General features: G+C 44.1%; 19 protein-coding genes and 2 tRNA genes. 14 read left to right on the forward strand and 7 right to left on the reverse strand.

All coding sequences use genetic code 11. The annotated features are described in order from the left end of the window. The first annotated feature begins 76 nt into the window (after nucleotides 1-76). Together ACFI6G_RS15255 and ACFI6G_RS15260 are read left to right on the forward strand one after the other, a co-directional pair. Nucleotides 77-167: transfer RNA gene (locus tag ACFI6G_RS15255), tRNA-Ser, on the forward strand. A 370-nt stretch (nucleotides 168-537) separates the two neighbouring features. After that, a tRNA-Ser gene (locus tag ACFI6G_RS15260) sits at nucleotides 538-628 on the forward strand. 97 nt (nucleotides 629-725) lie between these two features. On the opposite strand, the gene ACFI6G_RS15265 is transcribed toward ACFI6G_RS15260, so the two are convergent. Both ACFI6G_RS15265 and ACFI6G_RS15270 read right to left on the reverse strand, forming a co-directional pair. Continuing rightward, entirely contained in the window at nucleotides 726-2,849 is a 2,124-nt protein-coding gene (locus ACFI6G_RS15265; RefSeq protein WP_010437088.1) for a methyl-accepting chemotaxis protein, read from the reverse strand. A 207-nt stretch (nucleotides 2,850-3,056) separates the two neighbouring features. After that, the gene (locus tag ACFI6G_RS15270) at nucleotides 3,057-3,977 is read right to left on the reverse strand and encodes a histone deacetylase family protein (RefSeq protein WP_010437086.1); all 921 of its coding nucleotides are present in this window, start codon (nucleotides 3,975-3,977) and stop codon (nucleotides 3,057-3,059) included. Between the two features lie 259 nt (nucleotides 3,978-4,236). Between ACFI6G_RS15270 and ACFI6G_RS15275 the strand changes: the two genes are divergently transcribed. Next, nucleotides 4,237-4,923 carry an SDR family oxidoreductase gene (locus ACFI6G_RS15275; RefSeq protein WP_016792778.1) on the forward strand — a complete coding sequence of 229 codons (687 nt, stop codon included), beginning with the start codon at nucleotides 4,237-4,239 and terminating at the stop codon, nucleotides 4,921-4,923. Further along, a complete protein-coding gene (locus ACFI6G_RS15280) occupies nucleotides 4,901-5,932 on the forward strand; it encodes a DUF3080 domain-containing protein (protein WP_016792777.1) in 1,032 nt (343 codons plus the stop codon). The genes ACFI6G_RS15275 and ACFI6G_RS15280 overlap by 23 nt, the downstream gene beginning before the upstream one ends. An 18-nt stretch (nucleotides 5,933-5,950) precedes the next feature. Here ACFI6G_RS15280 and ACFI6G_RS15285 read toward each other — a convergent pair whose 3' ends face one another. The 3 genes from ACFI6G_RS15285 to ACFI6G_RS15295 all read right to left on the reverse strand — a co-directional run bounded on the left by ACFI6G_RS15285 (nucleotide 5,951) and on the right by ACFI6G_RS15295 (nucleotide 10,814). Then, nucleotides 5,951-7,942, reverse strand: coding sequence for a DNA topoisomerase III (locus tag ACFI6G_RS15285; RefSeq protein WP_016792776.1), 1,992 nt, complete (start codon nucleotides 7,940-7,942; stop codon nucleotides 5,951-5,953). Between the two features lie 114 nt (nucleotides 7,943-8,056). Then, complete coding sequence (locus tag ACFI6G_RS15290; protein ID WP_016769080.1) at nucleotides 8,057-8,605, reverse strand: NAD(P)H nitroreductase; 549 nt, start codon at nucleotides 8,603-8,605, stop codon at nucleotides 8,057-8,059. A gap of 199 nt (nucleotides 8,606-8,804) precedes the next feature. Next, on the reverse strand, nucleotides 8,805-10,814 hold the full coding sequence (locus ACFI6G_RS15295; protein ID WP_016769081.1) for an NADPH-dependent 2,4-dienoyl-CoA reductase: 2,010 nt from the start codon (nucleotides 10,812-10,814) through the stop codon (nucleotides 8,805-8,807). Between the two features lie 279 nt (nucleotides 10,815-11,093). On the opposite strand from ACFI6G_RS15295, the gene sppA reads away from it, so the two are divergent. Both sppA and ansA read left to right on the forward strand, forming a co-directional pair. Further along, nucleotides 11,094-12,944 carry a signal peptide peptidase SppA gene (sppA, locus tag ACFI6G_RS15300; RefSeq protein ID WP_010437076.1) on the forward strand — a complete coding sequence of 617 codons (1,851 nt, stop codon included), beginning with the start codon at nucleotides 11,094-11,096 and terminating at the stop codon, nucleotides 12,942-12,944. 118 nt (nucleotides 12,945-13,062) lie between these two features. After that, on the forward strand, nucleotides 13,063-14,079 hold the full coding sequence (gene ansA / locus ACFI6G_RS15305; protein WP_010437068.1) for an asparaginase: 1,017 nt from the start codon (nucleotides 13,063-13,065) through the stop codon (nucleotides 14,077-14,079). Between the two features lie 272 nt (nucleotides 14,080-14,351). On the opposite strand, the gene ACFI6G_RS15310 is transcribed toward ansA, so the two are convergent. Beyond that, on the reverse strand, nucleotides 14,352-14,633 hold the full coding sequence (locus tag ACFI6G_RS15310) for a YeaC family protein (RefSeq protein WP_010437067.1): 282 nt from the start codon (nucleotides 14,631-14,633) through the stop codon (nucleotides 14,352-14,354). 115 nt (nucleotides 14,634-14,748) lie between these two features. Here ACFI6G_RS15310 and ACFI6G_RS15315 point away from each other — a divergent pair, with 115 nt between their 5' ends. Continuing rightward, entirely contained in the window at nucleotides 14,749-15,555 is an 807-nt protein-coding gene (locus ACFI6G_RS15315) for a DUF2989 domain-containing protein (RefSeq protein ID WP_010437066.1), read from the forward strand. Nucleotides 15,556-15,725: 170 nt separating this feature from the next. Here ACFI6G_RS15315 and msrB read toward each other — a convergent pair whose 3' ends face one another. After that, a complete protein-coding gene (gene msrB / locus ACFI6G_RS15320) occupies nucleotides 15,726-16,124 on the reverse strand; it encodes a peptide-methionine (R)-S-oxide reductase MsrB (protein WP_010437061.1) in 399 nt (132 codons plus the stop codon). A gap of 358 nt (nucleotides 16,125-16,482) precedes the next feature. On the opposite strand from msrB, the gene gap reads away from it, so the two are divergent. The 7 genes from gap (at nucleotide 16,483) to ACFI6G_RS15355 (ending at nucleotide 25,681) form a co-directional block, all read left to right on the forward strand. Further along, complete coding sequence (gap, locus tag ACFI6G_RS15325; protein WP_009848658.1) at nucleotides 16,483-17,478, forward strand: type I glyceraldehyde-3-phosphate dehydrogenase; 996 nt, start codon at nucleotides 16,483-16,485, stop codon at nucleotides 17,476-17,478. Between the two features lie 239 nt (nucleotides 17,479-17,717). Continuing rightward, complete coding sequence (locus ACFI6G_RS15330) at nucleotides 17,718-18,602, forward strand: D-hexose-6-phosphate mutarotase (RefSeq protein WP_016769082.1); 885 nt, start codon at nucleotides 17,718-17,720, stop codon at nucleotides 18,600-18,602. A gap of 330 nt (nucleotides 18,603-18,932) precedes the next feature. After that, entirely contained in the window at nucleotides 18,933-20,969 is a 2,037-nt protein-coding gene (locus tag ACFI6G_RS15335; protein ID WP_016792775.1) for a methyl-accepting chemotaxis protein, read from the forward strand. Between the two features lie 192 nt (nucleotides 20,970-21,161). After that, entirely contained in the window at nucleotides 21,162-21,977 is an 816-nt protein-coding gene (gene rlmA / locus ACFI6G_RS15340) for a 23S rRNA (guanine(745)-N(1))-methyltransferase (protein ID WP_010437055.1), read from the forward strand. A 75-nt stretch (nucleotides 21,978-22,052) separates the two neighbouring features. Then, complete coding sequence (locus ACFI6G_RS15345; RefSeq protein WP_016792774.1) at nucleotides 22,053-23,012, forward strand: ChaN family lipoprotein; 960 nt, start codon at nucleotides 22,053-22,055, stop codon at nucleotides 23,010-23,012. 253 nt (nucleotides 23,013-23,265) lie between these two features. Further along, nucleotides 23,266-23,619 carry a hypothetical protein gene (locus tag ACFI6G_RS15350; RefSeq protein ID WP_010437053.1) on the forward strand — a complete coding sequence of 118 codons (354 nt, stop codon included), beginning with the start codon at nucleotides 23,266-23,268 and terminating at the stop codon, nucleotides 23,617-23,619. 175 nt (nucleotides 23,620-23,794) lie between these two features. Further along, nucleotides 23,795-25,681: a BCCT family transporter gene (locus ACFI6G_RS15355; RefSeq protein ID WP_010437049.1), complete on the forward strand. Its 1,887-nt coding sequence runs from the start codon at nucleotides 23,795-23,797 to the stop codon at nucleotides 25,679-25,681. Nucleotides 25,682-25,855: the final 174 nt, after the last annotated feature.

The raw sequence follows: 25,855 nt of genomic DNA on the forward strand, positions 1-25,855 counted from the left end.
AAAACAAGCAACAAAACAAAATTATGTAAATTAAGGGTTTACAAGATCCTCCGCCCCTTATATTATTCACGCCACTGGAGGGATGGCTGAGTGGTCGAAAGCACCGGTCTTGAAAACCGGCAACCGTTAATAGCGGTTCTAGGGTTCAAATCCCTATCCCTCCACCACATTAAAGAAAGCCGCTGAGAAATCAGCGGCTTTTTTGCATCTGAAGTTTATGCCCAAACTTGCAAGCCTTCGCCCTAATCATTTTAAAATCTCAAGCTTCAAGTTCTCGCTATATTTATTCTCCTCCCCTAAGTTCCACCCATCGTGGTAAATAACTGATCACTCTAGCGAATGAAGAAACTCGATAACTGCGTTAGGGCTTTTGATTGCAAATACTCGCTTATCAGGAATAAACTGAACTTTTCATCGAAAATAACGCGCAAAAAATTACCAATAGAAATAAAAATATTAAAAAGCGTTCATAAAAAAAGCAGTCAGTTGGTAAGGGTATTTACAAGCGAAAGCCAGCCTTATATTATACGCGCCATTGGAGGGATGGCTGAGTGGTCGAAAGCACCGGTCTTGAAAACCGGCAACCGTTAATAGCGGTTCTAGGGTTCAAATCCCTATCCCTCCACCACATTAAAAAAAGCCGCTGAGAAATCAGCGGCTTTTTTGTATCTAAGGTTTATGTATCTAAGTTGAAGCTTATGCACTCAACTTATCAAGCCTGTGCATCAAGCAACTTTTCTGCTCACTTCAAAGCGTCCGATTAATTGATCCAATCGGCTTAACGCATTCCCCATTAAAGACACTCTACGTGCTAATTGTTTAGTAGAGAGTTGCAAGTCAGATATAGACCGTTGTGCCTTATCGGCAGTTTGCCCATTCTGCTGACTATTTTCATCTAGGTTAGACATCGTGGTAAAGAGCTCAGAAACCGCCGCTTGAATTTGTTCACTGCGAGCGTTTGAGTCTACTGTTAAGTTTCCTTTACTCACATTCTCAACGCCTTGCTCCATAGACTCAACAGCACTACGAGACTTACTATGTAGCTCTTTCATTAGGTCACTAATATGATTAGCGGCTTGGGATGTCCGGTCAGCCAGAGTTCTGACTTCAGATGCGACGACAGAGAATCCTCTCCCGTGTTCACCCGCTCTTGCCGACTCGATGGCCGCATTCAAGGCTAAAAGATTAGTCTGCGCGGTAATGTCAGTAATGATGTCTATAATGTCAGACACTTTGGACATTTCATTATTCACCTCATTAACACTGTTCGCTGAGCTTTCTACGATATTCCGAACAATCTCCATACCTTCGACAGACTGATTGTATTCCTCTTCCGCATTAAGAACAGCTTGCTTCATTACCACATCCATTTGCGTTGCCGATACAGTCGCATGGGTAATTTCACTCTGTTGATACTGACTCAATTGCAGCATATTACTTAACGCCTGTGATGCCTCGTCGCTAGTTTGGCTCATTACCACACTGCGGCGGAACATAGACTCTGAAACTTCTCTGACTTCATGACTAGCATGAACCAACTCACTAACCGTATTATCCAAATTATCGATAAAACTGTTGGTCCAACGCCCCAAATTACCAAGTTCATTATGACTGAATGTGGTTGGGTCGAGTCTCCGACTTAAATTGCCATCGCCTTCCGCTAAGGTTTGCATTACCCCTGTCATCTCATGAACTTTATCCGCTAACGGTTTGGCGCTGATCCATCTGAATAGGCCTAAGCTCACTATTGCGCAAGCGAACATAAGGCCACTTTGTAAGTAAGGCGAAAGTGAATAAAGGTTGGAGAGCAATAGCGGAATAAAGATGGGTAACGACATACACCCGATAAAATGCTTAGATAGGGTATAACTCAAGCTTCGGTCTCTATAGACTTCTTCCAAATCGGATTCACACATCATCCCAAAGGTGTCTGGAGATCCGTCCAGCTGAAATGTAAGCCCTTTTCCAATAACTGGTATATGACGGTAGTCTGAATAACCGGGGTATCCAACAAACAGGTTGCTCCCATTTTCAATGGTTTCCCTGACCCCCGGATGAAGTTGATTAGTGGCCGGATCGGTAAAGCGAATTTCGAACTCAGTGTGTTGTTGAATCTTGACCGTTCCCCAGTCAGTACTGATTCCTTGCTTTAAATTCTCACCATGAGAAAAAGTGTTATCTTCAAAACGAGAACGAGATAGTGCAACACCTGGTTGAATATGTGGATCATGAATCGAGTCCACCATAAAGATATAGTTATCACCCGACTCACTGTAGATATGCCCAGCTTCTCGTTGAATGATATCGCTAATCACATCATTGGGCACTCTGCCACACAAGAACTGCTGTGTGTTATCGTCTCGAGAGAACGGCACATAAAACATCAATGTGACTTGGTCATGAAACGAAGAGCTTGATGCTCCTACATTCAAAGTGCGCGAGTCCATATACGGCCCGTGTAGATAGCGCTGCTTTGCATTTGATATTGCTTTTTTATCTCCGATAGCAATACCGACATGCTCTTGAAAACTCGAAGCTTGTGCGATGCCTTTGCCATCAATGATCGCCAACTCAGAAAAATCCGAACTGCGTTTGAGCAGGCTCGCTAACGTATCCTCAGCTTGCTCTTCATTTCGACTCGCTAAATAAACAGCAGAGTCCTCTAGGAAATCCCATTGATTCTTGACCCAATTGTGAAGCAGTTTAACGCGAGTGTGAGCGATGCTTTCAAATGCTTGCTCAAGCTCTCTTGTTCTACTTCGATTTAGAAAACAGGCTCTTCGCATTGCCAGTTTACCTGTCACACCAAACCAATTAAGCCAACTGCGTTCCTTGTCCGTCAGGTTCATTTACATCCCTTGTATTTTTTATAGACACAGAGGATAAGCAATTTATAGACCATAAATAGTCGCAAAAATAAGTAACTATCTAATAAGAAAGTACTTTATTTAAGCCAAACTGGTGCAATTCCATGTCTTTTTTGGTGCAGGTGAGAACCATTATGGTGCAAGGGGTTTTTAGATAGCCGGTTTCTTTAATAGGTTTTTGGGGGACGTTTAACCATAAATTTCATAAGCTGCTTTCAATAATTGCATGTGAATAGGAACCAGATCTTGATGCTGAGTCCGATATCCACCACCAACCACACACGCCATAGGAATAGACTCTAATTTTGCGAGACTGACCATCAAACAGTCGCGCTCAAATATCCCTTGTGTCGAGACATTCAAATAGCCCAGCTCATCGTCTTGGTGAATATCAATGCCCGCATCATAAACGATCAGATCAGGTTGGTGATGAGCAATAGCCAACTTGGTAACTTGTTCGAAACAGCGCAGAAACTCTTCATCTCCGGTTTCACGGCTTAATGGCACATCCAAATCGGATAGCGGTTTACGTGCAGGAAAGTTTTTATCGCAATGGAACGATAGAGTAATAATATCGTCATTCTCTTGGCATAGAGTCGCTGTACCATCACCATGATGAACATCGCTGTCGACGATAAGCACTTTATCGATATGTTCAAAGGTCAGCGCATGTTTTGCCGCTAACACCAGATCGTTCAACAAACAAAAGCCGCTACCAAAATCATGGTGTGCGTGATGATAACCACCACTCAAATGAATCGCGAAACCACTCTCTATCGCCATTTCAGCGGCCAAGCAAGTTCCACCGCTTGAGTAGAGTGTTCTCTCAATAAGTTGTTCACTCCACGGGAAACCGATGCGTCTCATTTTCGCCGCGGGCAAATTACCTGAAATAAGCAAATCCACATACTCACTATCGTGAACCTGTTTTACCTGTTCAACCGAAACTGGCATTGGTTGGAAGACTTCAAACTGACTCTTCCATAGAGGATCGCTATCCATTAGTGCTTCAACAGCACCGTGTAACAACTGATATTTGTTGATTGGGTAGCGGTGCCCTTCTGGCAAAGGTAACTGCGAATAAATTGGGTGGTAAATTAAAGGAATCATAATCAGACTAATTGCGTATTTTTATCAAAATCATAACAGCATCAGACTTGGCGACAACCCCAAATAATGATAACAATTATCATTACCTAGAATTATATTCAAAGACCACTATGAAAAACGTAATACTCCTCTTTGGGGTGATCTGCAGGTCCATAGCATCAGTAATGATTTTGTGGAAATGATGATGGCCAGTTGGTGGACCGTTGCTTTTCTTGTGTTAAGCAATCAAACTTAACTAATTGAACTGAAAGGAATCACCATGAGCGTTATTTTTATTACTGGAGCGAACCGCGGCATTGGCTTAAGCCTGACTCAACAATACTTGAAAGGTAATCACAAGGTGTACGCAACTTACCGTGACGCCTCTTCAGCCAAAGGCCTGATCTCACTTGCAGACCACAACACCAACCTAACCTGCATTCAGTTAGAAATAACCGATTACCAAGCGGTGAGCCAACTTCCCTCTCAAATTCCTGCGATCGATATATTGATTAACAATGCTGGCTACTACGGGCCAAAAGGCTACGGTCTGGGCAATACCGATGTTGAAGAGTGGCGCCGTGTTTTTGAAGTCAACACCATTGCGCCATTGAAGCTTGTCGAAACGCTATTACCTGTTCTAGAAAACAGTGACGTGAAAAAGGTCGCTTGCTTGTCTTCTCGAGTGGGCAGCATGACAGAAAACACCTCTGGCGGCGGCTACATCTATCGTTCCTCTAAAGCCGCGCTAAACTCCGTGGTGAAGAGCTTAAGCAACGACTTAACCAATAACGGCTTCACTGTATTAGCACTGCATCCAGGCTGGGTACAGACAGAAATGGGCGGGCCGAATGCTCTGATCGACACTGACATTTCTGCTTCTGGCCTTATTGAAGTCATCGAGTCAGCGAATACCGAAGTCAGTGGTCACTTCTTCAATTTCGATGGCAGCGAAATCGACTGGTAACCCACAGATGAATGTAGGCCCTCTCTCAAACCTAGTAAAGCACTCAGCGCTGTTTTGTCTGACGGTAATACTAGCTGGCTGCTTCAGTGATGGCCCCGGAGACTTATTCGACGACTACCAAACCAAGATAGCCAGAGTACAAGATGTTGACGAGATAAAAGAGGAATGGGAATTTGAAAACCTACCGAGAAAAAGAGAACTGTTGATTGACGTGCCATCGCTTTCTATCGGTCTCATCGACAGTTACCAGCTTCGTCAGTGTGGATTGTTCAACCTGATTGCAGAAAGAAACTCCGTACTTGGAAAAGTAGCCGACGAGTTTCGCAATTATGATTATCAAGTCGCCCTACTTGCAGGTGTTGGGAAATGTTTATCCGGTAGAGAATTAGACTCTGAGGTCGTAGAACTACTCAAAGAAATCGAGCAGCAAAAACTCGCACAATTTCCACTGCACCAATGGAATCTCATCTATGCAAGCGATGCCATGCAATCACAAATGCGTGGTAGTCAGTGGTTACGTGCAGATGTCGGCGATCAGGTACGACAAACCAGTGATGCATTAGGACATATCAATCAAGCGTTAAACACATCGCTCGTTTCGGGCAAAACCATTGAGGTTCAAGAAGTATTAGAGAAGAGTTCGACCCTTGGGGATTTGTATTACTCACTCGCTCGTGCATCGGTTGAGCTTGATACCATCACCAAACAACTCACTACTTTCGATGACAGTATAATCTGTGGTAAACAACGAGACACCACTAAGTTTCGCTATCTCAACAATGTGTTCGAGCAGCAATATATAGGCAAAGTTCAGCCCTACATGGCGCAGCTGGATGGCTACTATCAGCAGTTAGCCCCGCAACTAGGGATGTTTGACGCGCAACCTGAACTGCACAATTATTACTTTCCCATTCAAGATGCACATCAGGCCTTTCGATCATCAACTCGTCGCCACGTGGACTATTGGCAGCAGCTGTTTAAGCGCTGCGGACGAAAGGTCGGGCGCTAATCCTAACCTCAATAAGTCTTAGCTTTTAGTGCCCTTCCTAGCGTAAGTCCCTTTTTTAGCATACGTACCTTTGTTAGCAGAAGACTTCGCACCACCGCCTTTGCGACGTTTAAAAGCCGGTCTTTCGACTTTAGGAAGATGACGCAGAGACTCAGGAACTTCGCCTGTTTTTACCTTGCCCATCAAACCATCAATCTTGCTTTCTAGCGCTTGCATGAAAGGTTGATACGCTTGATTTCGTTCAGCCATGCCTTGCAACTGATGCTCCCAGTGAGCTGTCATGTCGGGAAAGGTCGAGTCCTCAGGTAAAGCATGAATCAAACCTCTGCCCGCAGGGCTACTATGAATGCTCTTACCTTGGCGCGTTAGCAGTTGCCTTTTGAATAGAGTATCTAAAATGCCCGCACGGGTTGCTTCTGTGCCAAGGCCGTCGGTCTCTTTCAAAATGGCTTTAAGGTCTTTGTTCGCGACAAAGCGCGCGATACCTGTCATCGCTTGTAGCAAGGTCGCTTCCGTGAAGTGTTTTGGCGGCTCGGTTTTCTTATCGCCAATCACACCTTCACGACACGTCAACACAGAACCTTTATCTAGCGGTGGAACCGCATCAGTTCCATCCCCCTTCTCTTCGGTATCTGTTTTACCCATCAACGCCTTCCAACCAGGGTTAATAAGCTGACGCCCTTTCGCAATGAACACGCCACCAGCAATATCAAAGACTAACTTGGCATCGGCAAAAATAGCAGGTGGGTAGAATTGCATTAGATACTGACGAGCGATTTGCTGATAGATCTTCATCTCATTGGCAGATAGGCCGTTCACCGATGACTTTTTCGGAGTAGGAATTATCGCGTGGTGAGCGTCGACCTTGCTGTCGTTCCATGCTTTGGATTTAAGAGAAAGGTCCGCACCTTGAGCACCACTTTGCAGCTCTTTCGCATTGTTAGCGATAGCATCCACGACCGACTCTCGTTGTGAGTAGTGATCTTTCGGTAAATAGCGGCTATCAGAACGCGGGTAAGTGATGAGTTTGTGTTTCTCGTACAACGACTGACACGTATCTAACACCTGCTGAGCACTCATACCAAAACGCTTAGACGCATCAATCTGCAGTGCTGACAGCGAATAAGGCAGTGGGGCAGCTTGTTTACTTTGTTTTTGCTCTGATTCCGTTACCGTCGCGGGTTGATTCGCAATTCGGTTAGCCACGTTCTCAACCAGCTTTCGATTGAGCACTCGGCCTTCTTCATCTTGCCATGGTTTACATGCTTCGCTTGGTTTCCAACGCGCTCGAATATCAAAGCTCTGGCCGTTGTTTTGATAAGGGATCAAAGCGTGCAGAGTGAAGTAATCTTTAGGAATGAAATTCTCAATTTCTTCATCACGTCTTACAACCAAACCAAGTACTGGCGTTTGCACTCGCCCTACCGACAACACGCCTTGGTAACCCGCCTTTTGACCCAGCAAGGTGTAAGCTCGGGTCATGTTCATGCCATACAGCCAATCGGCTCTAGAGCGTGCTAAAGCAGAAATAGACAGTGGAATAAAGTCTCGGTTACTGCGCATTTGAGAGAGCGCACGCTTTACCGCTGGTAAGTTCAAATCGCTGATCAGCAGCCTGTCCATCGACTCTTTCTTGGCCTTGGATACCTTGCAATAGTCGATCACTTCATCGACTAGCAGTTGCCCTTCTCTATCTGGGTCACCCGCATGGACAATTTGTGTGGCGTCTTTCAATAGCTTTCGGATCACCGTAAGCTGTTTGCTTGAAGTCTTACGCGGTCTCAGTTGCCATTGCTCTGGCACAATAGGCAGATCAGCTAAGTTCCACTTCTTATAACGGTCATCATAAGCATCCGGTTCAACCTGTTCCAATAAGTGTCCAATGCACCAAGTCACCACGTCCCCATTTCCACATTTGATAAACCCTTGGTCTTTCTTCTGTGGATTCGGTAATGCGGCGGCAATCGCGCGGCCTAGGCTTGGTTTTTCAGCAATGATAAGACGAGACATGTTTTTCCAGGTGCTACAAACAATTAGGGCCACATTATCTAATGTGGCCCTAATAAATCAAGGAAAACTGGTTGTTTATACAGTTAGTATTCCACTATTCAGCTTCAACGTACTCTATAAGAACTCGACGAACTTTGAGAATTCACGCTCTGGCACTTTCATTGGCGTACAGCCCGGAGTACCCAAATATAAAAAACCAACAATTTCGTCATCACCTTCCATGCCAAATGCTTGGTGAACTTCTGGATGGAACATCCATTTCCCTGAACGCCAAAAACCTTGGAAACCTTGCGCGACAGCGGCCATTTGCATTGCTTGTGCAGCGCAACCCGCAGACAGGTGTTGTTCGAACGCTGGCACTTTTTCGTGCTCAGTTACCTTTGCGATGATTGTGATCACCATTGGAGCTCGAAACGGCGCTTTCTTTACTTTCTCAATCACCGCTTCTTCGCTTTGGTCAGCTTGTGCTGCACGAACTAAAATGTCAGAGAGTTTTTGTAAACCTGAACCTTGCGCGATAACAAAACGCCAAGGTGTCAATGCACCATGGTCTGGAGCTCGTAAGCCCGCTTTGATGATATTTTCTAACGCGGCACCTTCAGGTGCTGGATCAGAGAGTTTGGCGATTGAGCGTCTGTTGAGCAATAGATCCAAAGCATCCATTTGAAGTCCTTACTAATTCTTTATTATTTATATACTTGAACTGTAGCATAAAATGCAAACGATAATAAATCTCAACGACAGTCCATTTGAAATAATAGTTAGTGCTACTAGAAACAATAAAGGCTCCTAAATCTGTGACTTAGGAGCCTTATTTACCTTTCAATCTACAGCGAGTTGAGCAAAGTCATTCAACTGTTTTCTAAAGCTTAATAGCCAACTCTACACCTTGGCGAATTGCACGCACCGCGTCCAGTTCACCTGCATAATCAGCACCGCCTATCACGTGCAGTTTGCCGCCAAACTCTTGCCACATGTCTTCGAATGGACGAACAGAAACTTGCCCCGCACATACAATAACGGAATCGGCATCGAGTACCTGCTCTTTCTTACCAACGCTGATGTGCAGACCTTGGTCGTCAATCTTGCTGTAGCTCACGCCGCCAAGTAAGTTAACACCACGTTTTTCCAATGTGCGTTTATGAATCCAACCTGTAGTCTTACCCGGACCTTTACCGACACGACCTGCTTTACGTTGCATCACCCAAACGGTCTTATCGCTAAATGAATCAGGATAAGGGTAAAGCCCACCTGGGTGCTCCATATTCTTATCAATGCCCCACTCATGTAGCCAGTCGTCCAAGCTGTGAGAAGTCGGCTCGGTCAGCATAGTTGCCACATCAATACCAATACCACCGGCACCAACAATTGCAACTTTTTCGCCTACTGGTGTCTTTTCGCGAATCAAGGTTTGATAGTCGACTACGTTTTCTTGATCGATGCCTTCAATATCAAGCTTTCTTGGTTCAACACCAGCAGCCATCACAACTTCATCGTACTTCAACAGCATTTCAAACGTTGCTTCAGTATCAAGTTTCAGATTCACGCCTGATGCATCAATTTGGTTAGCAAAGTAACGAATGGTTTCTCTGAACTCTTCTTTACCCGGAATCTGCATTGCCAATCTGAATTGGCCGCCGATACGATCGTTTTTCTCAATCAAGTCAACCTTATGTCCACGTTGTGCCAAGGTCGTAGCACAAGCTAAACCAGCAGGCCCAGCACCAACAACAGCAATCGTTTTGGTCGCTTCGGCAGGCTGAACAATAATTTCAGTTTCATAACAAGCACGTGGGTTAACTAAACAACTCGCTCTTTTACCTTTAAACACGTTATCAAGGCAGGCTTGATTACAGCCGATACAAGTATTAATAAAACGCGCTTGATCTTGAGCGGCTTTATTGACGAAGTCTGGATCAGCCAAGAAAGGACGAGCCATGGAGACCATATCCGCCTGCCCGGAACTGAGAATGCGTTCTGCTTCTTCAGGCGTATTAATTCGGTTACAGGTAATCACCGGAATAGAAACGTGAGGTTTTACTTTTTCCGTCACCCAAGAGAATGCGCCTCTTGGCACTTGTGTCGCGATGGTCGGAATACGAGCTTCATGCCAACCGATGCCGGTGTTGATAATGGTGACACCCGCTTCTTCGAGTTTTTGAGCCAACAGCACAACATCTTCAAAGGTACTGCCTTGCTCAACCAAATCCAGCATCGACAGTCTAAAAATAATAATGAAATCATCACCAACCGCTTCACGAATCGATTTGACTACCTCTAACGGGAAGCGCATGCGTTTTTCATACGAGCCACCCCATTCATCGTAACGCATATTGGTACGCTTACAGATGAATTGGTTAATCAGGTACCCCTCAGAACCCATGATCTCAATGCCATCATAGCCAGCAACTTGCGCCAACTCAGCACTATTGGCAAAGGCACCAATGGTCTTTTTAATTTGGCGAGGGCTCATCTCACTCGGTGCAAACTTAGCGATCGGCGCTTTAATGCCAGAAGCACTCTGCGCGAAGGGGTGCATTGCATAGCGACCAGCATGCAACAACTGAAGAGCAATTTTACCACCATGCTTATGTACGGCTTCAGTAACAACTTGGTGCGCTCTAGCGTGCTTAACTTTACTAAATTCAGCACTGAATGGGGTTAATCTGCCACGTAAATTAGGAGAGAAACCACCGGTAACAATAAGGCCAACGCCTCCTTTTGCTCGCTCTTCATAAAATGCGGCGAGTTTGTGCAGGCCTTCTTTATTTTCTTCTAAACCTGTGTGCATTGATCCCATCAATACACGGTTACGTAACTGAGTAAATCCAAGATCGAGTGGTTCAAGTAAATGTGGGTACATGGCAGACATCACTTCTATTATTTTATCCTTGTGGTCTGACCACATTATAGTTCAATCACCAAAATTTCAAACAACCGTTTACATTTTTGTAACACCGATCATAATGCAGGCCGCATTAATCGTTCAACACCCCCTAATATGACTACACTTAATGAGAATATATATCGATTAACAATTCTTGGTGTAGTTTGAGCTAGGGAATTATCGTAGGATACTAAGCAGTTCATATTATTGAGATTAATAGTACTGCTGCTTGTTAAAGCGACGTGATCTCACTGCGGAGACAGAATGAAAAAAATATTCAAATTTATAGGCATGATCTTTAAAGGGATTTGGAAGCTCATCACGTTTGTGCGTCTTGCGCTTGTTAACCTCTTCTTTTTACTCAGTATCGCCATCATCTACTTTGTGTACTTTCACTCAGATACGACTCAACCGACAGTCCCACAACAATCGGCTCTAGTGCTTAACCTTTCTGGTCCGATTGTCGAACAAAGTCGCTACATTAACCCAATGGATTCCGTAACAGGTTCATTACTGGGTAAAGACCTTCCAAAAGAGAACGTCCTGTTTGATATCGTTAAAACGATTCGCTATGCCAAAGATGATGATAACGTCACCGGTATCGTTCTTGCGCTCAGAGAATTGCCAGAAACCAACCTAACTAAACTTCGTTACATTGCTAAAGCGCTAAATGAATTTAAGGCAACGGGTAAACCTATTTATGCAGTGGGTGATTTTTACAACCAAAGCCAATATTACTTAGCCAGCTACGCCGATAAGGTCTTCCTATCACCAGACGGTGGTGTGCTCCTTAAAGGTTACAGCGCTTACTCACTTTACTACAAAAGCTTATTAGAGAAGCTAGACGTGAACACACATGTGTTCCGTGTGGGTACTTATAAGTCTGCAATAGAACCTTTCATTCGCGACGATATGTCGGATGCTGCCAAAGAGTCCGCTTCTCGTTGGTTAAGCCAACTATGGGGAGCCTATGTTGATGACGTGAGCAACAACCGTCAGATCGATGCTAAAACGCTGAACCCAAGCATGGACTCTTTCTTAAAAGACCTTGAATCAGTAGATGGCGATATTGCAAAACTGGCAGAGAAGTTAGGGTTAGTCGACGAACTAGCAACTCGCCAGCAAGTTCGACTTGAGCTTGCTGATGTATTCGGTAGTGATGGTCAAGACAGCTACAACGCACTTGGCTACTACGAGTACCGAACAACCATGCTTCCTGATCTAACAAGCGAGTCACACGATGTTGCGGTGATTGTTGCCAGCGGCGCGATTATGGATGGTAAACAACCACGTGGTACGGTTGGTGGTGATACAACTGCAGCCCTACTTCGCCAAGCGCGCAACGACGATCAAGTGAAAGCGGTAGTACTTAGAGTAGATAGCCCAGGTGGCAGTGCATTTGCTTCAGAAGTGATCCGCAATGAAATAGAAGCGATCAAACAAGCAGGTAAGCCAGTCGTCGTTTCGATGTCTAGCCTTGCTGCTTCTGGTGGTTACTGGATCTCAATGGGCGCAGACAAGATCCTAGCTCAACCAACCACGCTGACCGGTTCGATTGGTATCTTCAGCGTCATCACAACTTTCGAGAAAGGCTTGAATGACATTGGCGTTTATACTGACGGTGTTGGAACTTCACCTTTCTCTGGCCTAGGTATAACCACCGGATTAAGCGACGGTGCGAAGGATGCATTCCAAATGGGTATTGAAAATGGTTACCGCCGTTTCATCAGCTTGGTTGGAGAAAATCGAGGTATAGAAGTTGATGCTGTCGACAAGATCGCTCAAGGCCGAGTATGGACAGGTCAAGATGCGATGCAAAAAGGACTCGTGGATGAAATCGGTGATTTTGACGATGCAATCGCGGCAGCAGCTTCACTAGCAGACCTTGAAACCTACAACATCTACTGGGTAGAAGAGCCACTCTCTGCCACTGAACAATTTATTCAAGAATTTATGAATCAAGTTCAGATGTCGATAGGCCTAGATATCCAATCGATGATACCGAGCAGTTTACGACCTGTTACTCAGCAGTTAGCCCAAGATAGCCAGTTGTTAGGCAACTTTAACGACCCACAAGGCCGATATGCTTTTTGCTTAAACTGCCAAGTTCAATAAGTTAAACCAATAACTCAATAATCAAGAGGCGCCTCTGTGTAAGGCGCCTCTTTTTATTGCATGATAATTCGCTATAATCGCCTCCCTGTTCCCTATATCACACTAAGTATTAATCGCCATGGAAAGAAAACACATCTATATCGCGTATACCGGCGGCACAATTGGCATGCAGAAGTCTATTGATCACGGCTATGTTCCTGTCGCTGGTTTTATGGATAAGCAGCTAGCAGGTATGCCAGAGTTTCATCGTCCAGAGATGCCTGAATACACCATTCATGAATACTCTCCATTGATGGATTCTTCCGATATGACGCCACTTGATTGGCAAACTATCGCTGATGATATTCGCGCGAACTACGATAAGTACGATGGTTTCGTTATCCTGCATGGTACAGACACTATGGCTTACACGGCTTCGGCGCTGTCTTTCATGCTTGAAAACCTAGGCAAACCTGTGATTGTTACGGGCTCTCAGATCCCACTAGCTGAGCTTCGTTCAGATGGACAAGCAAACCTGCTGAATGCGTTACACCTTGCAGCTAACTACCCTATCAATGAAGTAACCCTGTTCTTCAACAACAAGTTGATGCGCGGTAACCGCAGTACAAAATCACATGCAGATGGCTTCAATGCCTTTACGTCGCCAAACCTAAGCCCATTGCTTGAAGCAGGTATTAATATCCAGCTTAGCAATAACGTAAAAGTCAACGAACAACCTGAAGGAGCTTTCAAGGTTCATAACATTACGCCGCAACCCATCGGCGTAATCACTATGTATCCAGGCATCTCACATGAAGTAATCCGCAACACGCTGCTACAGCCTGTTAACGCGATGATCCTACTGACTTTTGGTGTCGGTAATGCACCACAAAATCCAGAGCTGCTTCAGCATCTGAAAGATGCGTCAGAGCGTGGTGTGATTGTGGTGAATCTAACGCAATGTTTGGCAGGTAAAGTCAACATGGGCGGTTACGCAACAGGATGTGCACTTGCAGAAGCTGGCGTAGTTAGTGGCTTTGATATGACGCCAGAAGCGGCGTTGGCTAAGCTACACTACTTATTAAGCCAAAACCTAAGCTATGAAGAAGTGAAGGCTCAGATGCTACAAGTGCTTCGTGGTGAGATGAGCTTATAAGCTTGTTTTGCTGTGGATTGAGCCAAGATCTTCGTGTTGGTAATAAGTTTCATGGTTAACAATAGGTTTCATGGTTAACAATAGGTTTCGTAGTCAATAGGAGCTTTCGTCGTTAACAGAAGCTTTCATCATACAAAGAAAGCTCCGCGAGAGCATGAACCTTCAATGGGTTCAAAAGTATTTAACGTGAGCTAAATCGTTTAACTGCTTATAAATAAGCGGCTTAAAATTAAAAGGGGTGGCACAGTGCCACCCCTTTGTTGTAATTTAGCTTAGTGATTCGGGTTGACCCTAACAATATCTTCTTGGTCTGACTTAAACTGTTTTTTCAGTTCAGACTTAGATTTAAAGCTAATTTCACCACCAGCTGCAATTGTCATATGTTGAGCTTCAGAGTTATGTTTAGATTGGTATAACATCACCGCCTGCATACACGAGTCGCGCTGTTCTTTTGAGAGCGCCGTACCTTCTGGCCATTTACCTGTTTCAACAGCGTAGGTTAAACGTTCGTAGACTTCGGGAGTCATTGCGCTAAGAAGTTGTTCTGCATCCATGGTAAAAAGCCTTAGTTTTAACAATTTTCACCAGAAAATAACCCGTAACGAAATTGAGTCAAGAACCTGACCGAAAATAAGTGTATTTGATCACAAGTGAAGGAATATGAAAATTATGAAATGGTTGGCGGTTGGCATATTGCCTTTCACTCTGGTTGGGTGCCTTGAAGGAAACAAAAACACGGATCAGCTATGCCAAAGTAACCCAACGTTACAATGTGAGCTGCTGAACATGAACGACGGACAATGTCGTGTTGCACGTACCGACCTCATATGGCATCGATTTGAAGTTCAAAAACAACCAACCGAAACCAATAAGATTAAAGAATTCGAGTTAGTCACTGCATATAAAAAGTGTTTAGAACTTGCCGCACAGATCGAGACCATTGACCAATCCCAACTTCAAGAACGTCGCTTTACGGCATTAATGCACAGTATTGAAGAGTCAGAACGAATCGTTAGTGAGCTATCTCAATCAGACACACCAGAAACACTCTACTTCTTGTGGTCACAAACTGGTGATACTAATGCAAGACGCAGCTTCTTACAGTTAGAAGGAACTGAAGCATTAAATACGGCGGAGATGCAATATGCTCTAGCGACTTTCTATACCACGAGAGATCATGCCAAGACATTGAAGCTACTCAATAATGCGCTAACCTTGTCGAATAACTCGGTTGTTAATACTGAGATATTTAAGTCCATGGCTAGCATCAATCACAGCTTAGGCCATAGAGAAAAGGCGTACGTATGGGCAATGGTAGCCAAAGAGTTTGATGTGCCGATTGCTTCTGAAGCGGAGTTGGCCGTTCTCTATAACTTCGACGCCCCAAGATACAAGCAGTTAAATAAAGACGCAGACAAAATTGTCGAAGCCATTGAAGATGGGGTTTACAGCCCTTCGGTCGTCCCTAATTACTGATCGAACACTTATTGATTTCTAACCTAGACTTCCTATTCATCAGCCTAAAAAAACAGCTACCTTTCTGGTAGCTGTTTTTATTTGTACTAGAATTAATTCTGAAATCTTGGGCAGTTCAGTATTCCTAAATCGGCAAATGCAATCTGTAAGGATTAAACAATAGTTACAAGTTATTTCGTAATTTTGTCATTTTTGTTGAAAATTAACGACACTGAATTAACACAGAAGCGCTCGCCAGTTGTCTGTGGGCCATCAGGGAAAACGTGACCTAAATGGCTATCACAAGCAGTACAACGGATCTCTACACGCTTCATTCCGTGACTTAGATCTTCTATATAGCGTACCGCTTCATCATTCACTGGGGCGTCAAAACTAGGCCATCCACACCCAGAGTCATATTTGTTATCCGACAGAAACAAAGGGCTTTCACAGCATGTGCAGCTATAGACACCCGTCTTCTGATTATGCAGTAACTTACCGCTATAAGGGGCTTCAGTTCCACGTAGACGACACACTTCAAATTCATCGTCTGATAGGCGTTCACGCCAGTATTCATCAGGCTTTAACATATTTCCTTCCTTTTGAATCACGTTAATATCTCTCCACATTCTCATTTATTATATTTACTTTTTACCATAAAGGCTTGCATATGAGTCGTTTTGTAGCACATACTTTCTCACCAGGAAACATTGTACATATACACTCATAAGTGAATCATCATTTAGGGGTATTTTACCCAACTGGAAGGGTACAGAGCCACTCGCAATGGTCAATTTTCAACCACTTACACCCAATTGTTAAGAAAAGCGTCGCTTTTTTTTGACATTAAACAAGTTAAGTCGGATTATCTATTGCAGATGTATACTGGATTCTGTAATTTTACTACCAGTTATCTTTAATCAGAAATTAAGTTGTGGAGCAACTACAATGACTATCAAAGTAGGTATTAACGGTTTTGGCCGTATCGGCCGTTTCGTATTCCGCGCAGCTCAAGAGCGTGCAGACATCGAAGTAGTAGGTATTAACGATCTAATCGACGTAGAGTACATGGCATACATGCTTAAGTACGACTCAACTCACGGCCGTTTCAACGGTACTGTTGAAGTTGAAGGCGGTAACCTAATCGTTAACGGTAAAACTGTACGTGTTACAGCTGAGCGTAACCCAGAAGACCTTAAGTGGGATGCTATCGAAGTAGACGTAGTTGCTGAAGCAACTGGTCTTTTCCTAACTGATGAGACTGCACGTAAGCACATCACTGCTGGCGCTAAGAAAGTAGTTCTTACTGGTCCTTCTAAAGATGCAACTCCAATGTTCGTAATGGGCGTTAACCAAGCATCTTACGCTGGTCAAGACATCGTTTCTAACGCTTCTTGTACTACTAACTGTCTTGCACCTATCGCTAAAGTACTTAACGATAAGTGGGGCATTGAGTCTGGTCTTATGACTACAGTTCACGCTACTACAGCAACTCAAAAAACTGTAGATGGTCCTTCTGCTAAAGACTGGCGCGGTGGCCGTGGTGCTTCTCAAAACATCATCCCATCTTCAACTGGTGCTGCTAAAGCTGTAGGCGTTGTTCTTCCAGAACTAAACGGCCTTCTAACTGGTATGGCTTTCCGTGTACCAACTGCTAACGTATCTGTAGTTGACCTAACTGTTAACCTAAAAGAAGCTGCATCTTACGAAGAAATTTGTGCTGCAATGAAAGAAGCTTCTGAAGGCGAAATGGCTGGCGTTCTTGGTTACACTGAAGACCAAGTAGTATCACAAGATTTCATCGGTGAAGTTCAAACTTCAGTATTCGATGCTAAAGCTGGTGTTGCTCTAACTGACAAATTCGTTAAAGTTGTATCTTGGTACGACAACGAAATCGGTTACTCAAACAAAGTTCTAGACCTAATCGCTCACATCTCTAAGTAATTTCTTTTTAGAAATCGCTTTAGATAAGCATTGGCGAAGACTTTCATTGAGAAAGACTTTGAAAAAGGCGACCTTAGTGTCGCCTTTTTAATACCTGCTATATTTTGAGCGTCTTTTGAATGAAGTTGATTAAAAAACAACGAAGTTCAATTCTAATACTGTCTGAGCTTGTTACTCGTCATATCACAAGCATCACTCTAGTCAGCATTTGAATTCAATTTCCTTAGAAGGATCATGTAATGGATTTATCTACTCTACCCACACTGACTGTACTTTCTGACAACGTGACTATCGTAGAACACGAAGGCGTAAAACTAGTTCGCGTTATCCACGATAAAGCAAACGCAGCCATTTCATTGTTTGGCGGCCATGTCGTGTCATTCCAACCACAAGGCCAAGAAGACCTAATTTGGATGAGTCAACAAGCTAAGTTTGATGGCAAAACGGCTCTACGTGGCGGTATTCCGGTATGTTGGCCTTGGTTTGGTCGCATTGCAGCACCTGCTCATGGTTTTGCACGTTCAAGCGAATGGCAATTAGTTGAGCACCGTGAAAGCGAAGCGGGTGTGATAGTAAGCTTAGGTCTAAAGCCAAACGAAGAGACGTTAACTGTCTGGCCTCATCAATTCGATGCTCGTTTGAATGTTGAAATCGGCGAGCAACTAAAAGTGACCTTGGATGTGAAGAACACTGATTCTCAGCCATGGACTTTCTCTGGTGCGCTGCACTCTTACCTAAACGTTGGAAATATTCACAACACAACCACGACAGGTATGGGCGCTGAATACATTGATAGCCTACAAGGTGGTAAGATCTGCCAAGGTGGTTCTGAGCTTGTCCTGACTGACACCATCGATCGTGTTTACACACAACCAGAAGCGCAAATTTTTGTTGCTGACAAAAAATTGGATCGCACTTTAACGGTTGAGAACCACGGTCATAACTCTGCTGTATTATGGAACCCGTGGGCTGAAGGCGCTGCGAGTATGGGCGATATGCAAGACGACGGTTACCTCACTATGATGTGTGTAGAATCAACGCTGCATGCACCAAGCCTAGAAGCAGGTAAAACGTTACAGCCAGGCGAGAGCCACCAACTGATTACGGTTATCTCTTCGAATTAAGCGTCTAGCTAATTCGAAGAAAAAACAATAAATGCAGCCTTCACAAGCTGCATTTTTTATTGTCTACAATCTCACCACTCCCCAGAGCAATGGCATGTATCCAATAAGGAGTAGCGTATATCCTGAAAAGTCATAGCGCATAGCCACAACAGCCTTCCTCGTATTGGTTCAAATCAACACCAGATCACCATTTATCAGTTTAATTTATAAAAATAACCATCAATTCATTAATTATTATCAATCCATGCCGATAAATAAGTTCTTATGATATAAAACTCAATAGTAAAACCAAATCTAACAACACCTAAATGAAGACAGGATAGTGAATTCATGTTCGATAAATACAAAAATCAAAGTGTTGGTTTCCAACTTAAGCTAGTGATTTTACTTTGCTTGCTGATCGCCTTTGGTTCAATTGCGACCCTCGTGTATCGAAATGCCTCACAGGTATTATTAGACAACACACTGAAAGAGCATCAGTCAAAAGTCGAAGCAATGGCCAAAACAATATCTGGTCAATTTGATGCCTACCTGCATACCGCCGAAGTTTTAGAATCAACTTTTCGTAACGGTTACCTAGCAGGTGTTTATGTTGAAAGTTATGACGTTGAGTTCAACGGCCATTCGATTCCTAACATGACGCAATATGGTGAAAGCCTGATCAACGACACCAAACTCGTTGATAGCTTTACTCGTGATACAGGCGCAGTAGCAACATTGTTTGCCCCATTCGGTGAGGACTTCATTCGTGTATCAACATCTCTTAAAAACCCTTCAGGTGATCGAGTAGTTGCTACTACGCTAGGACGAAACCACCCAGGCTATAACAAACTCAAAAGTGGCCAGCCTTATTACGCTCAAGTAAAACTATTCGGCCAGCGTTACATCACCTACTACGCTCCCTTAACCAATGCTCAAGGTAAAGTTAATGGTGTGTCTTTCATTGGCTTACCCGTTGAAGAAGCAACTCAGAGCTTATTTGAATCTTTGCGCTCGGTATCATGGGGAGACACCGGATACACCATCATTGTTGATAATGAAAAAGAACATCAAGGTCAGTACTTATTGCATCCTACCCTTGCTGGCGGTGGCAAATCGATTATTGATGTCGCCGATTACGATGGCAACAAACCTTTCTATCAACTCTTCGAACAATCATCAGGCCTGATCCTATACCCATATGAGTATCAAGGAACAGTAGGTGAAAAATATCTGGTATACACCGACGTTCCGGGTTGGGGATGGAAGCTACTTGGCGGCACGTTCATTAAGGAAGTGACCAAAGGCAGTGACGAGCTTCTGAAGCTTATCGCTATCATTGCGACCTTGATTGCCGCCGCTACAATCGTAGTGTTAACTTTCGTTTTGAACCATACACTAACACCGCTAACAACCTTAAACGAATACATGATGCGTTTAGGGAAAGGCGAAGTCAGCCTACATATTCCAAACTCAGGTAAGCAAACAAAGAATGAAATCAGTAACCTAAATACAGGGGTTGCAACCATGGCTGCCCAGTTGAATACATTAGTGGGTGAAATTCGCGCGACCAGTGATCAAGTTCAAAATAGCTCAAGCAGTGTTTCTCAAGATGCAAGCCACAACTTAACGCAATCTGACCGTCAACAGGCGCAAGTAGAACAAGTAGTAACAGCAATAGAAGAGATGGCGACGTCGGCTGAATCCGTAGCTCAACAAGTCAACAGCATTGCTGAAAACGTCCGTCTGGCAAATGACGATAGTCAGCAAGGCTTAGAGGTTGTTGAAGGTGTGTGTATTGATGTTGCTCAGCTCAACGATCAGCTAGATAAATCAGCATCAGCGATTGAGCAAGTAAGCGCTGATAGCGAAAGCATCCAAACTGTTACCAAAATGATTGATGACATCGCAGAACAAACCAACTTACTTGCGTTGAATGCTGCGATTGAAGCTGCACGTGCTGGAGAACAAGGCCGTGGCTTTGCCGTTGTTGCTGACGAAGTGAGAACGCTGGCTCATCGTACTCAAACCTCAGTACAAGACGTGGTAAGCATTATTGAGAAACTAAAAGCTTCCACTAATAATGCCGTAAATCTAATGACGCAGAGCCAATCGAATGCCAACCAAGTACTCGATAAAGCGCAAGAAGCCGGTACAGCACTAGAATCCATTGCTTCTCAGGTTGAGTCTATTGCTTCTCAAGCTGAAACTATTGCTGCAACATCTGAAGAGCAAGCTCAAGTTTCTCAAGAAATAGCAGCGAACGCGCATGCGATCAGCGATTTGAACCAACAAAGCCGTGAAACCAGCGCTAAGACTTCTCACAGTGCTGATGAACTTCAAAAACAAGCTGAGTCGTTAAAGAACCAAGTTAACTTCTTTAGCTAGAAGCCGAGTTCACTGTTTCTATCAGTGACCGGCTCATAACCAATAGAGCCAGCCATACGTTGGCTCTATCTCTTCACTGACTGGCTCTACCTATTTACGGATGCCGTTAGCCAAGACAGCTGCGTTTATTCTAGCGCCCCACTATGCTTCCTGTTAAAATTTCGCCCTTAAGATATCTACCTCGAGTTCGCAATGACTTACCAATGCCCTTTGTGTCACCAACCTTTATCTCAAAACGATCGTACGTTTAAGTGTGAAAAGAACCATCAGTTCGACCTAGCGAAAGAAGGCTATGTCAATTTGATGCCAGCACACCACAAACGCTCAAAAGATCCAGGTGACAACAAAGAGATGATGCAGGCTCGTCGCCGCTTCCTTGAAGGCAACCACTATGACCCAATGCGCCAAGCGGTGGTGACATTGTGTTCTCATTATCTACCAGCAGAGGCACCTGCCCTATTGGATATTGGTTGTGGCGAAGGTTATTACACCAACGAAATTGCGGTAAACCTAAAAGAAAAGAATGGTGCTACTTTTGGCCTAGACATTTCTAAGATCGCTATCAAATACGCGGCTAAACGCTACCCTGCAGTCGACTTCTCGGTTGCATCAAGCCATCGCCTACCCTTTGCTGAAAACAGCTTAGACGGCATTCTACGCATTTACGCGCCTTGCAAGGCTGAAGAGCTGCAACGCACCATCAAAGATAATGGTGTGGTGATCACCGTGACACCCGCTAACCGACACCTGTATCAACTGCGTGATGCAATTTATGATGGCGTTCGCTTACATGACGAAGATCCAGAAGTGATCGAAGGTTTTACGCTTGAACACCAAGAACAACTAAACTATATGATGGAACTATCGGGGTCAGATGCATTCGACCTGCTACAGATGACGCCATTTGCTTGGAAAGCGAGTGAAGAGTTTAAACGACAACTCACCGATGCAGAGCAATTCAACTGTGAAGCTGACTTTATGTTGAGAGTGTACCGCAAACAAATTTAATTGATATTGATTATCGTTTGCATTGAAATCTCATCTTGCCTCCTTTAGTATGCGTGTTCTTCAAGGAGGCATTTCATGCAACGTATTATTCTTATCGGATTAGCTACCCTGCTTACAGCTTGTGCTACTCAACCTTCAAACAACACTTCTCAAACAGTGGCTAACACGCAAACAAAAACCGTTTTCACATTTTATGATTACCAGTTTGCTTCCCCACAAGGTAAAACACTTTCCCTCGATGCGTTACCCAAGCAACTGACAGAAGCTGACGTCGTTCTTATTGGAGAATGGCACACTCACTCTGCTATCCATCGCTTCCAAACCCATTTCCTAAAAGTGCGTCGAAACGCAACGCCAAACATTGCGTTATCAATGGAACAATTCACTCGAGAGCATCAAGACACATTAAACCAATATCTAAACGGTGAGATTGGCGAACAAGTTCTTATGTCTCAAGCCGCTGCTTGGCCAAATTACGAAAGTGATTATCGTGCGCTGGTTGAATTCGCAAAAGCCAACGATGTCGATATCATTGCGGCAAACGCACCAAAACCCTTTGTACAGTGTATCGGCCGTAAAGGATTATCCTATCTAGATCAGCTAACGACGGAACAACGCCAATGGATTGCTTCAGAAGTCGATACTGGCGATAGCCCTTACAAAGAAAAGTTCATGGCTTCAATGCATCACGGCACACCAGAGCAAACAGAAAAGCAATTTTCCGCTCAGGTAACCTGGGACGAAACTATGGCTGAATCGATTGTGGATTACCTAGCATCAAACCCTGAACAACAGGTGATCCATGTGGCTGGTAAATTCCACACCGAAGGTGGTTTAGGCACTGCAGCGTCGATTCTACGTCGTAACCCTGATTTGAAAATTGCCATCATCAGTCCAGTTGAAGAAATCTCATCGAATAGCAGTGACTACCAACTAAAAGTGCTTTCTCCACCGGCTCGTTTTGTTAAGAAAGAGAACCGAATGAAGGCATACAAGCACCTATCTCAGCGCGGATCCGATCTCAAGTGCGACTAAACTCGCTATCCAGACTTAATCTTATCCAAGTTTAGGTCTGGCATGCTACAAGTCTGGCAAACTAAAAGCTTGTTCAATCGCGCCCTAAGATAAATATTGATATCGGCATAGGAATTGCTTAATTACCAAGCAGTTTTGATTAAGCAGATGAAAATGTAATGTGCGAATAAAAAAACATCACCATGGTGATTAAATGCACAAGTTTTTCACACCTCTGCCGATACTATATTTAAGGATAGGTAAGGAGAGCTATATGACGCCGGTAGGAACGAGTAATACCCAGCTATATTCACCTTCGCAAATGAACTCACAGAGTAAAAACAGTGAAGCTGAAAAGCCCGCGCCTCTTAAGGTTGAACAAAACACTGTTAAGCTTTCTAATGAAGGCAAAGCGCTCTTATCTGCCCTGAAAGAAATCGATAAAGAAGCAAAAAAAATTGAAGCAGAGAATGAAACCGTTACCGATAAGGTTGAATCATTTGCTCATGGCGCTCTAGGTATGGATCACCCAGACAAGATCGAAGAAGAAGACGACGGTTCGTATTCAGCTGGGCAATATTTGTCCGCAGCGGCAACCGTTGGTGGAATCCTTCTCGCTCTGGTCTAACACTTTATCGTTCTCCACTGTATCCCATCCCTTACGCTGCATCTCTTGCATTTCCCCTTTGCATAGAGTCTTTTCTATTGTAAAAAGTGATTTGTCGTCACGACAACAGACCTGATTTGTCCTAAAAAACGAGTTCACTCCATAATTCCGCTCTCATTTTAATGGAATAATACTCGTGAAAAACACTTTTGAGCTTATTGACAAGCCGACCTTTTTTGGTGCGATAGCACTCCTACTCACGATCGTCTTCCCGCTGATTATGTTCCCTACTCAAGGAGCAGACTGGATTGCGGTAGCTAAAACTTTTATGACCGATCAACTCGGCTTTCTATATTTAGCGCTTGGCCTAGCAGCGTGTGCGTTCATGGTTTATGTTGTCTTCAGCGATATGGGACAAATCAAACTTGGCGAAGCGGACGAAGAGCCAGAATTTAAAACAGCATCATGGGCAGCAATGCTGTTCTGTGGTGGTATCGGTGCAAGTATCTTGTACTGGGGCTGTATTGAGTGGGCTTATTACTATCAATCACCTCCTTTCCAACTGGAGCCAGGCAGTGAGGAAGCCGTTCGTTGGGCAGCGACTTATGGTCTGTTCCACTGGGGACCAATCGCATGGTCTATCTACTTGATCCCTGCGATTCCTATTGCTTACTTCTTCTATGTTCGTAAACAACCTGTTCTAAAAATCTCTAGCGCTCTAATGCCCGTTCTTGGTGAACACCGTAGTAAGGGCGTACCGGGAAAGATCGTCGATATCCTATTCATTTTCGGTCTATTAGGCGGCGCAGCCACAACTTTAGGTTTAGCAGCTCCTCTTATCACTGAAGGCCTTAACCACCTATTCGGTCTGCCTAAAAACAACCTAACTCAAGTGATGGTACTTCTGGTTTGTACTGCTATTTTTGCGTACTCATCTTATGCGGGTTTAGAAAAAGGCATCAAGATCCTCAGCAACATCAACTTCTGGGGTGCGATGGGGCTATTGGCTTTCGTTCTGATTGCTGGCCCTACGATTTTCATGCTGGAAACAGGCCTAGATTCAATTGGTCGCCTACTGTCTAACTTTTTCGTGATGGCAACATGGGCGGAACCATTTGGTGGTTACGGAACCTTTGAAAACACGCACTTCCCACAAGATTGGACCATTTTCTATTGGGCATGGTGGCTAGTTTTCGCACCGAGTATGGGCCTATTTGTTGCACGAATCTCTCGTGGCAGAACCATTAAACAAATGGTGTCAGGCTCAATCTTCTTTGGTTCATTAGGCTGTTTCTTATTCTTCATGATCTTAGGTAACTACGGTTTATCTCTACAGTTGTCTGGTGAGCTCGATGTCGTTGCTATCTTGAACGAAGAAGGCGCAACTAAAGCGATCTTCTCGATGCTGGCACAACTGCCAATGAGCACATTGGTGATCGCAGTATTCACACTGCTATGTATCATTTTCACTGCGACAACCTTTGATTCTATCTCTTATATTCTGGCTTCTGTAGTTCAGAACAACGTGACAGAAGAGCCGATGCGTTGGAACCGTATGTTCTGGGCATTTACACTTTCGTTCTTACCAACAATCCTGATGTTCTTGGGGGGGTTAAGTACACTACAAACCGCAGCAATCGTAGGTGGTTTACCACTACTAGCGATCTCTGTGATGTTGATGATTTCAGCCGTTCGAGCCACTAGCCTAGATCTACGTCATCAAGACGCGTACATCGAACCAACGATTAACATCGAAGAACTACCAGACATGGATCCATGGTCGGCAGAAGGTATGGCATTAGCACAGTTTGAAAAAGAGAAAGATGCCGCACAAGAGGCAGCTGAACATGAACGTGAAGCTTACAAAGCGCTAGCGGATGTTAAGAAAGAAATTCGTGCTTATGTTCTTGAACAAGGTGCGCAAATGGAAACACATGAACTTCCAGAAAATCTACAACAAGCTCTTGAGCAGGCTGAAAACGACTTAAGTACAGCTCAAGCGAAGAAAGTAGAGTTATCTGAGCAAGCTCAAAAAGCTCGAGTCGCGTTCAACCAGGTGGTTGCAGAACTGCCGCTTGCTTGACATTAGCCATGACATCGTCCGTTAATCTGGACGCTCCTAAATAAGACCAAGGCTCACAGAAATGTGAGCCTTTTTTTATGTTTTTCTAAAAACTTGAGTTATTGCTCACTTTCATGTTGATGAAACAAATATGAAACGACTTTGACATAAATCGGTGTTCTAATCATCCCGCTT

The organism is Vibrio sp. PSi01 (genome assembly GCF_054960695.1).

Coding starts and splice junctions, on each gene's coding strand:
- ACFI6G_RS15295 (WP_016769081.1), bottom strand. CDS start 10,814: ATGTCTGCCATGTACCCACATTTACTTGAACCACTCGATCTTGGATTT.
- ACFI6G_RS15350 (WP_010437053.1), top strand. CDS start 23,266: ATGACGCCGGTAGGAACGAGTAATACCCAGCTATATTCACCTTCGCAA.
- ACFI6G_RS15315 (WP_010437066.1), top strand. CDS start 14,749: ATGAAATGGTTGGCGGTTGGCATATTGCCTTTCACTCTGGTTGGGTGC.
- ACFI6G_RS15270 (WP_010437086.1), bottom strand. CDS start 3,977: ATGATTCCTTTAATTTACCACCCAATTTATTCGCAGTTACCTTTGCCA.
- ansA (WP_010437068.1), top strand. CDS start 13,063: ATGGAAAGAAAACACATCTATATCGCGTATACCGGCGGCACAATTGGC.
- sppA (WP_010437076.1), top strand. CDS start 11,094: ATGAAAAAAATATTCAAATTTATAGGCATGATCTTTAAAGGGATTTGG.
- ACFI6G_RS15265 (WP_010437088.1), bottom strand. CDS start 2,849: ATGAACCTGACGGACAAGGAACGCAGTTGGCTTAATTGGTTTGGTGTG.
- ACFI6G_RS15275 (WP_016792778.1), top strand. CDS start 4,237: ATGAGCGTTATTTTTATTACTGGAGCGAACCGCGGCATTGGCTTAAGC.
- msrB (WP_010437061.1), bottom strand. CDS start 16,124: ATGTTAAAGCCTGATGAATACTGGCGTGAACGCCTATCAGACGATGAA.
- ACFI6G_RS15335 (WP_016792775.1), top strand. CDS start 18,933: ATGTTCGATAAATACAAAAATCAAAGTGTTGGTTTCCAACTTAAGCTA.
- gap (WP_009848658.1), top strand. CDS start 16,483: ATGACTATCAAAGTAGGTATTAACGGTTTTGGCCGTATCGGCCGTTTC.
- ACFI6G_RS15290 (WP_016769080.1), bottom strand. CDS start 8,605: ATGGATGCTTTGGATCTATTGCTCAACAGACGCTCAATCGCCAAACTC.
- ACFI6G_RS15345 (WP_016792774.1), top strand. CDS start 22,053: ATGCAACGTATTATTCTTATCGGATTAGCTACCCTGCTTACAGCTTGT.
- ACFI6G_RS15330 (WP_016769082.1), top strand. CDS start 17,718: ATGGATTTATCTACTCTACCCACACTGACTGTACTTTCTGACAACGTG.
- ACFI6G_RS15310 (WP_010437067.1), bottom strand. CDS start 14,633: ATGGATGCAGAACAACTTCTTAGCGCAATGACTCCCGAAGTCTACGAA.
- ACFI6G_RS15280 (WP_016792777.1), top strand. CDS start 4,901: ATGGCAGCGAAATCGACTGGTAACCCACAGATGAATGTAGGCCCTCTC.
- ACFI6G_RS15285 (WP_016792776.1), bottom strand. CDS start 7,942: ATGTCTCGTCTTATCATTGCTGAAAAACCAAGCCTAGGCCGCGCGATT.
- rlmA (WP_010437055.1), top strand. CDS start 21,162: ATGACTTACCAATGCCCTTTGTGTCACCAACCTTTATCTCAAAACGAT.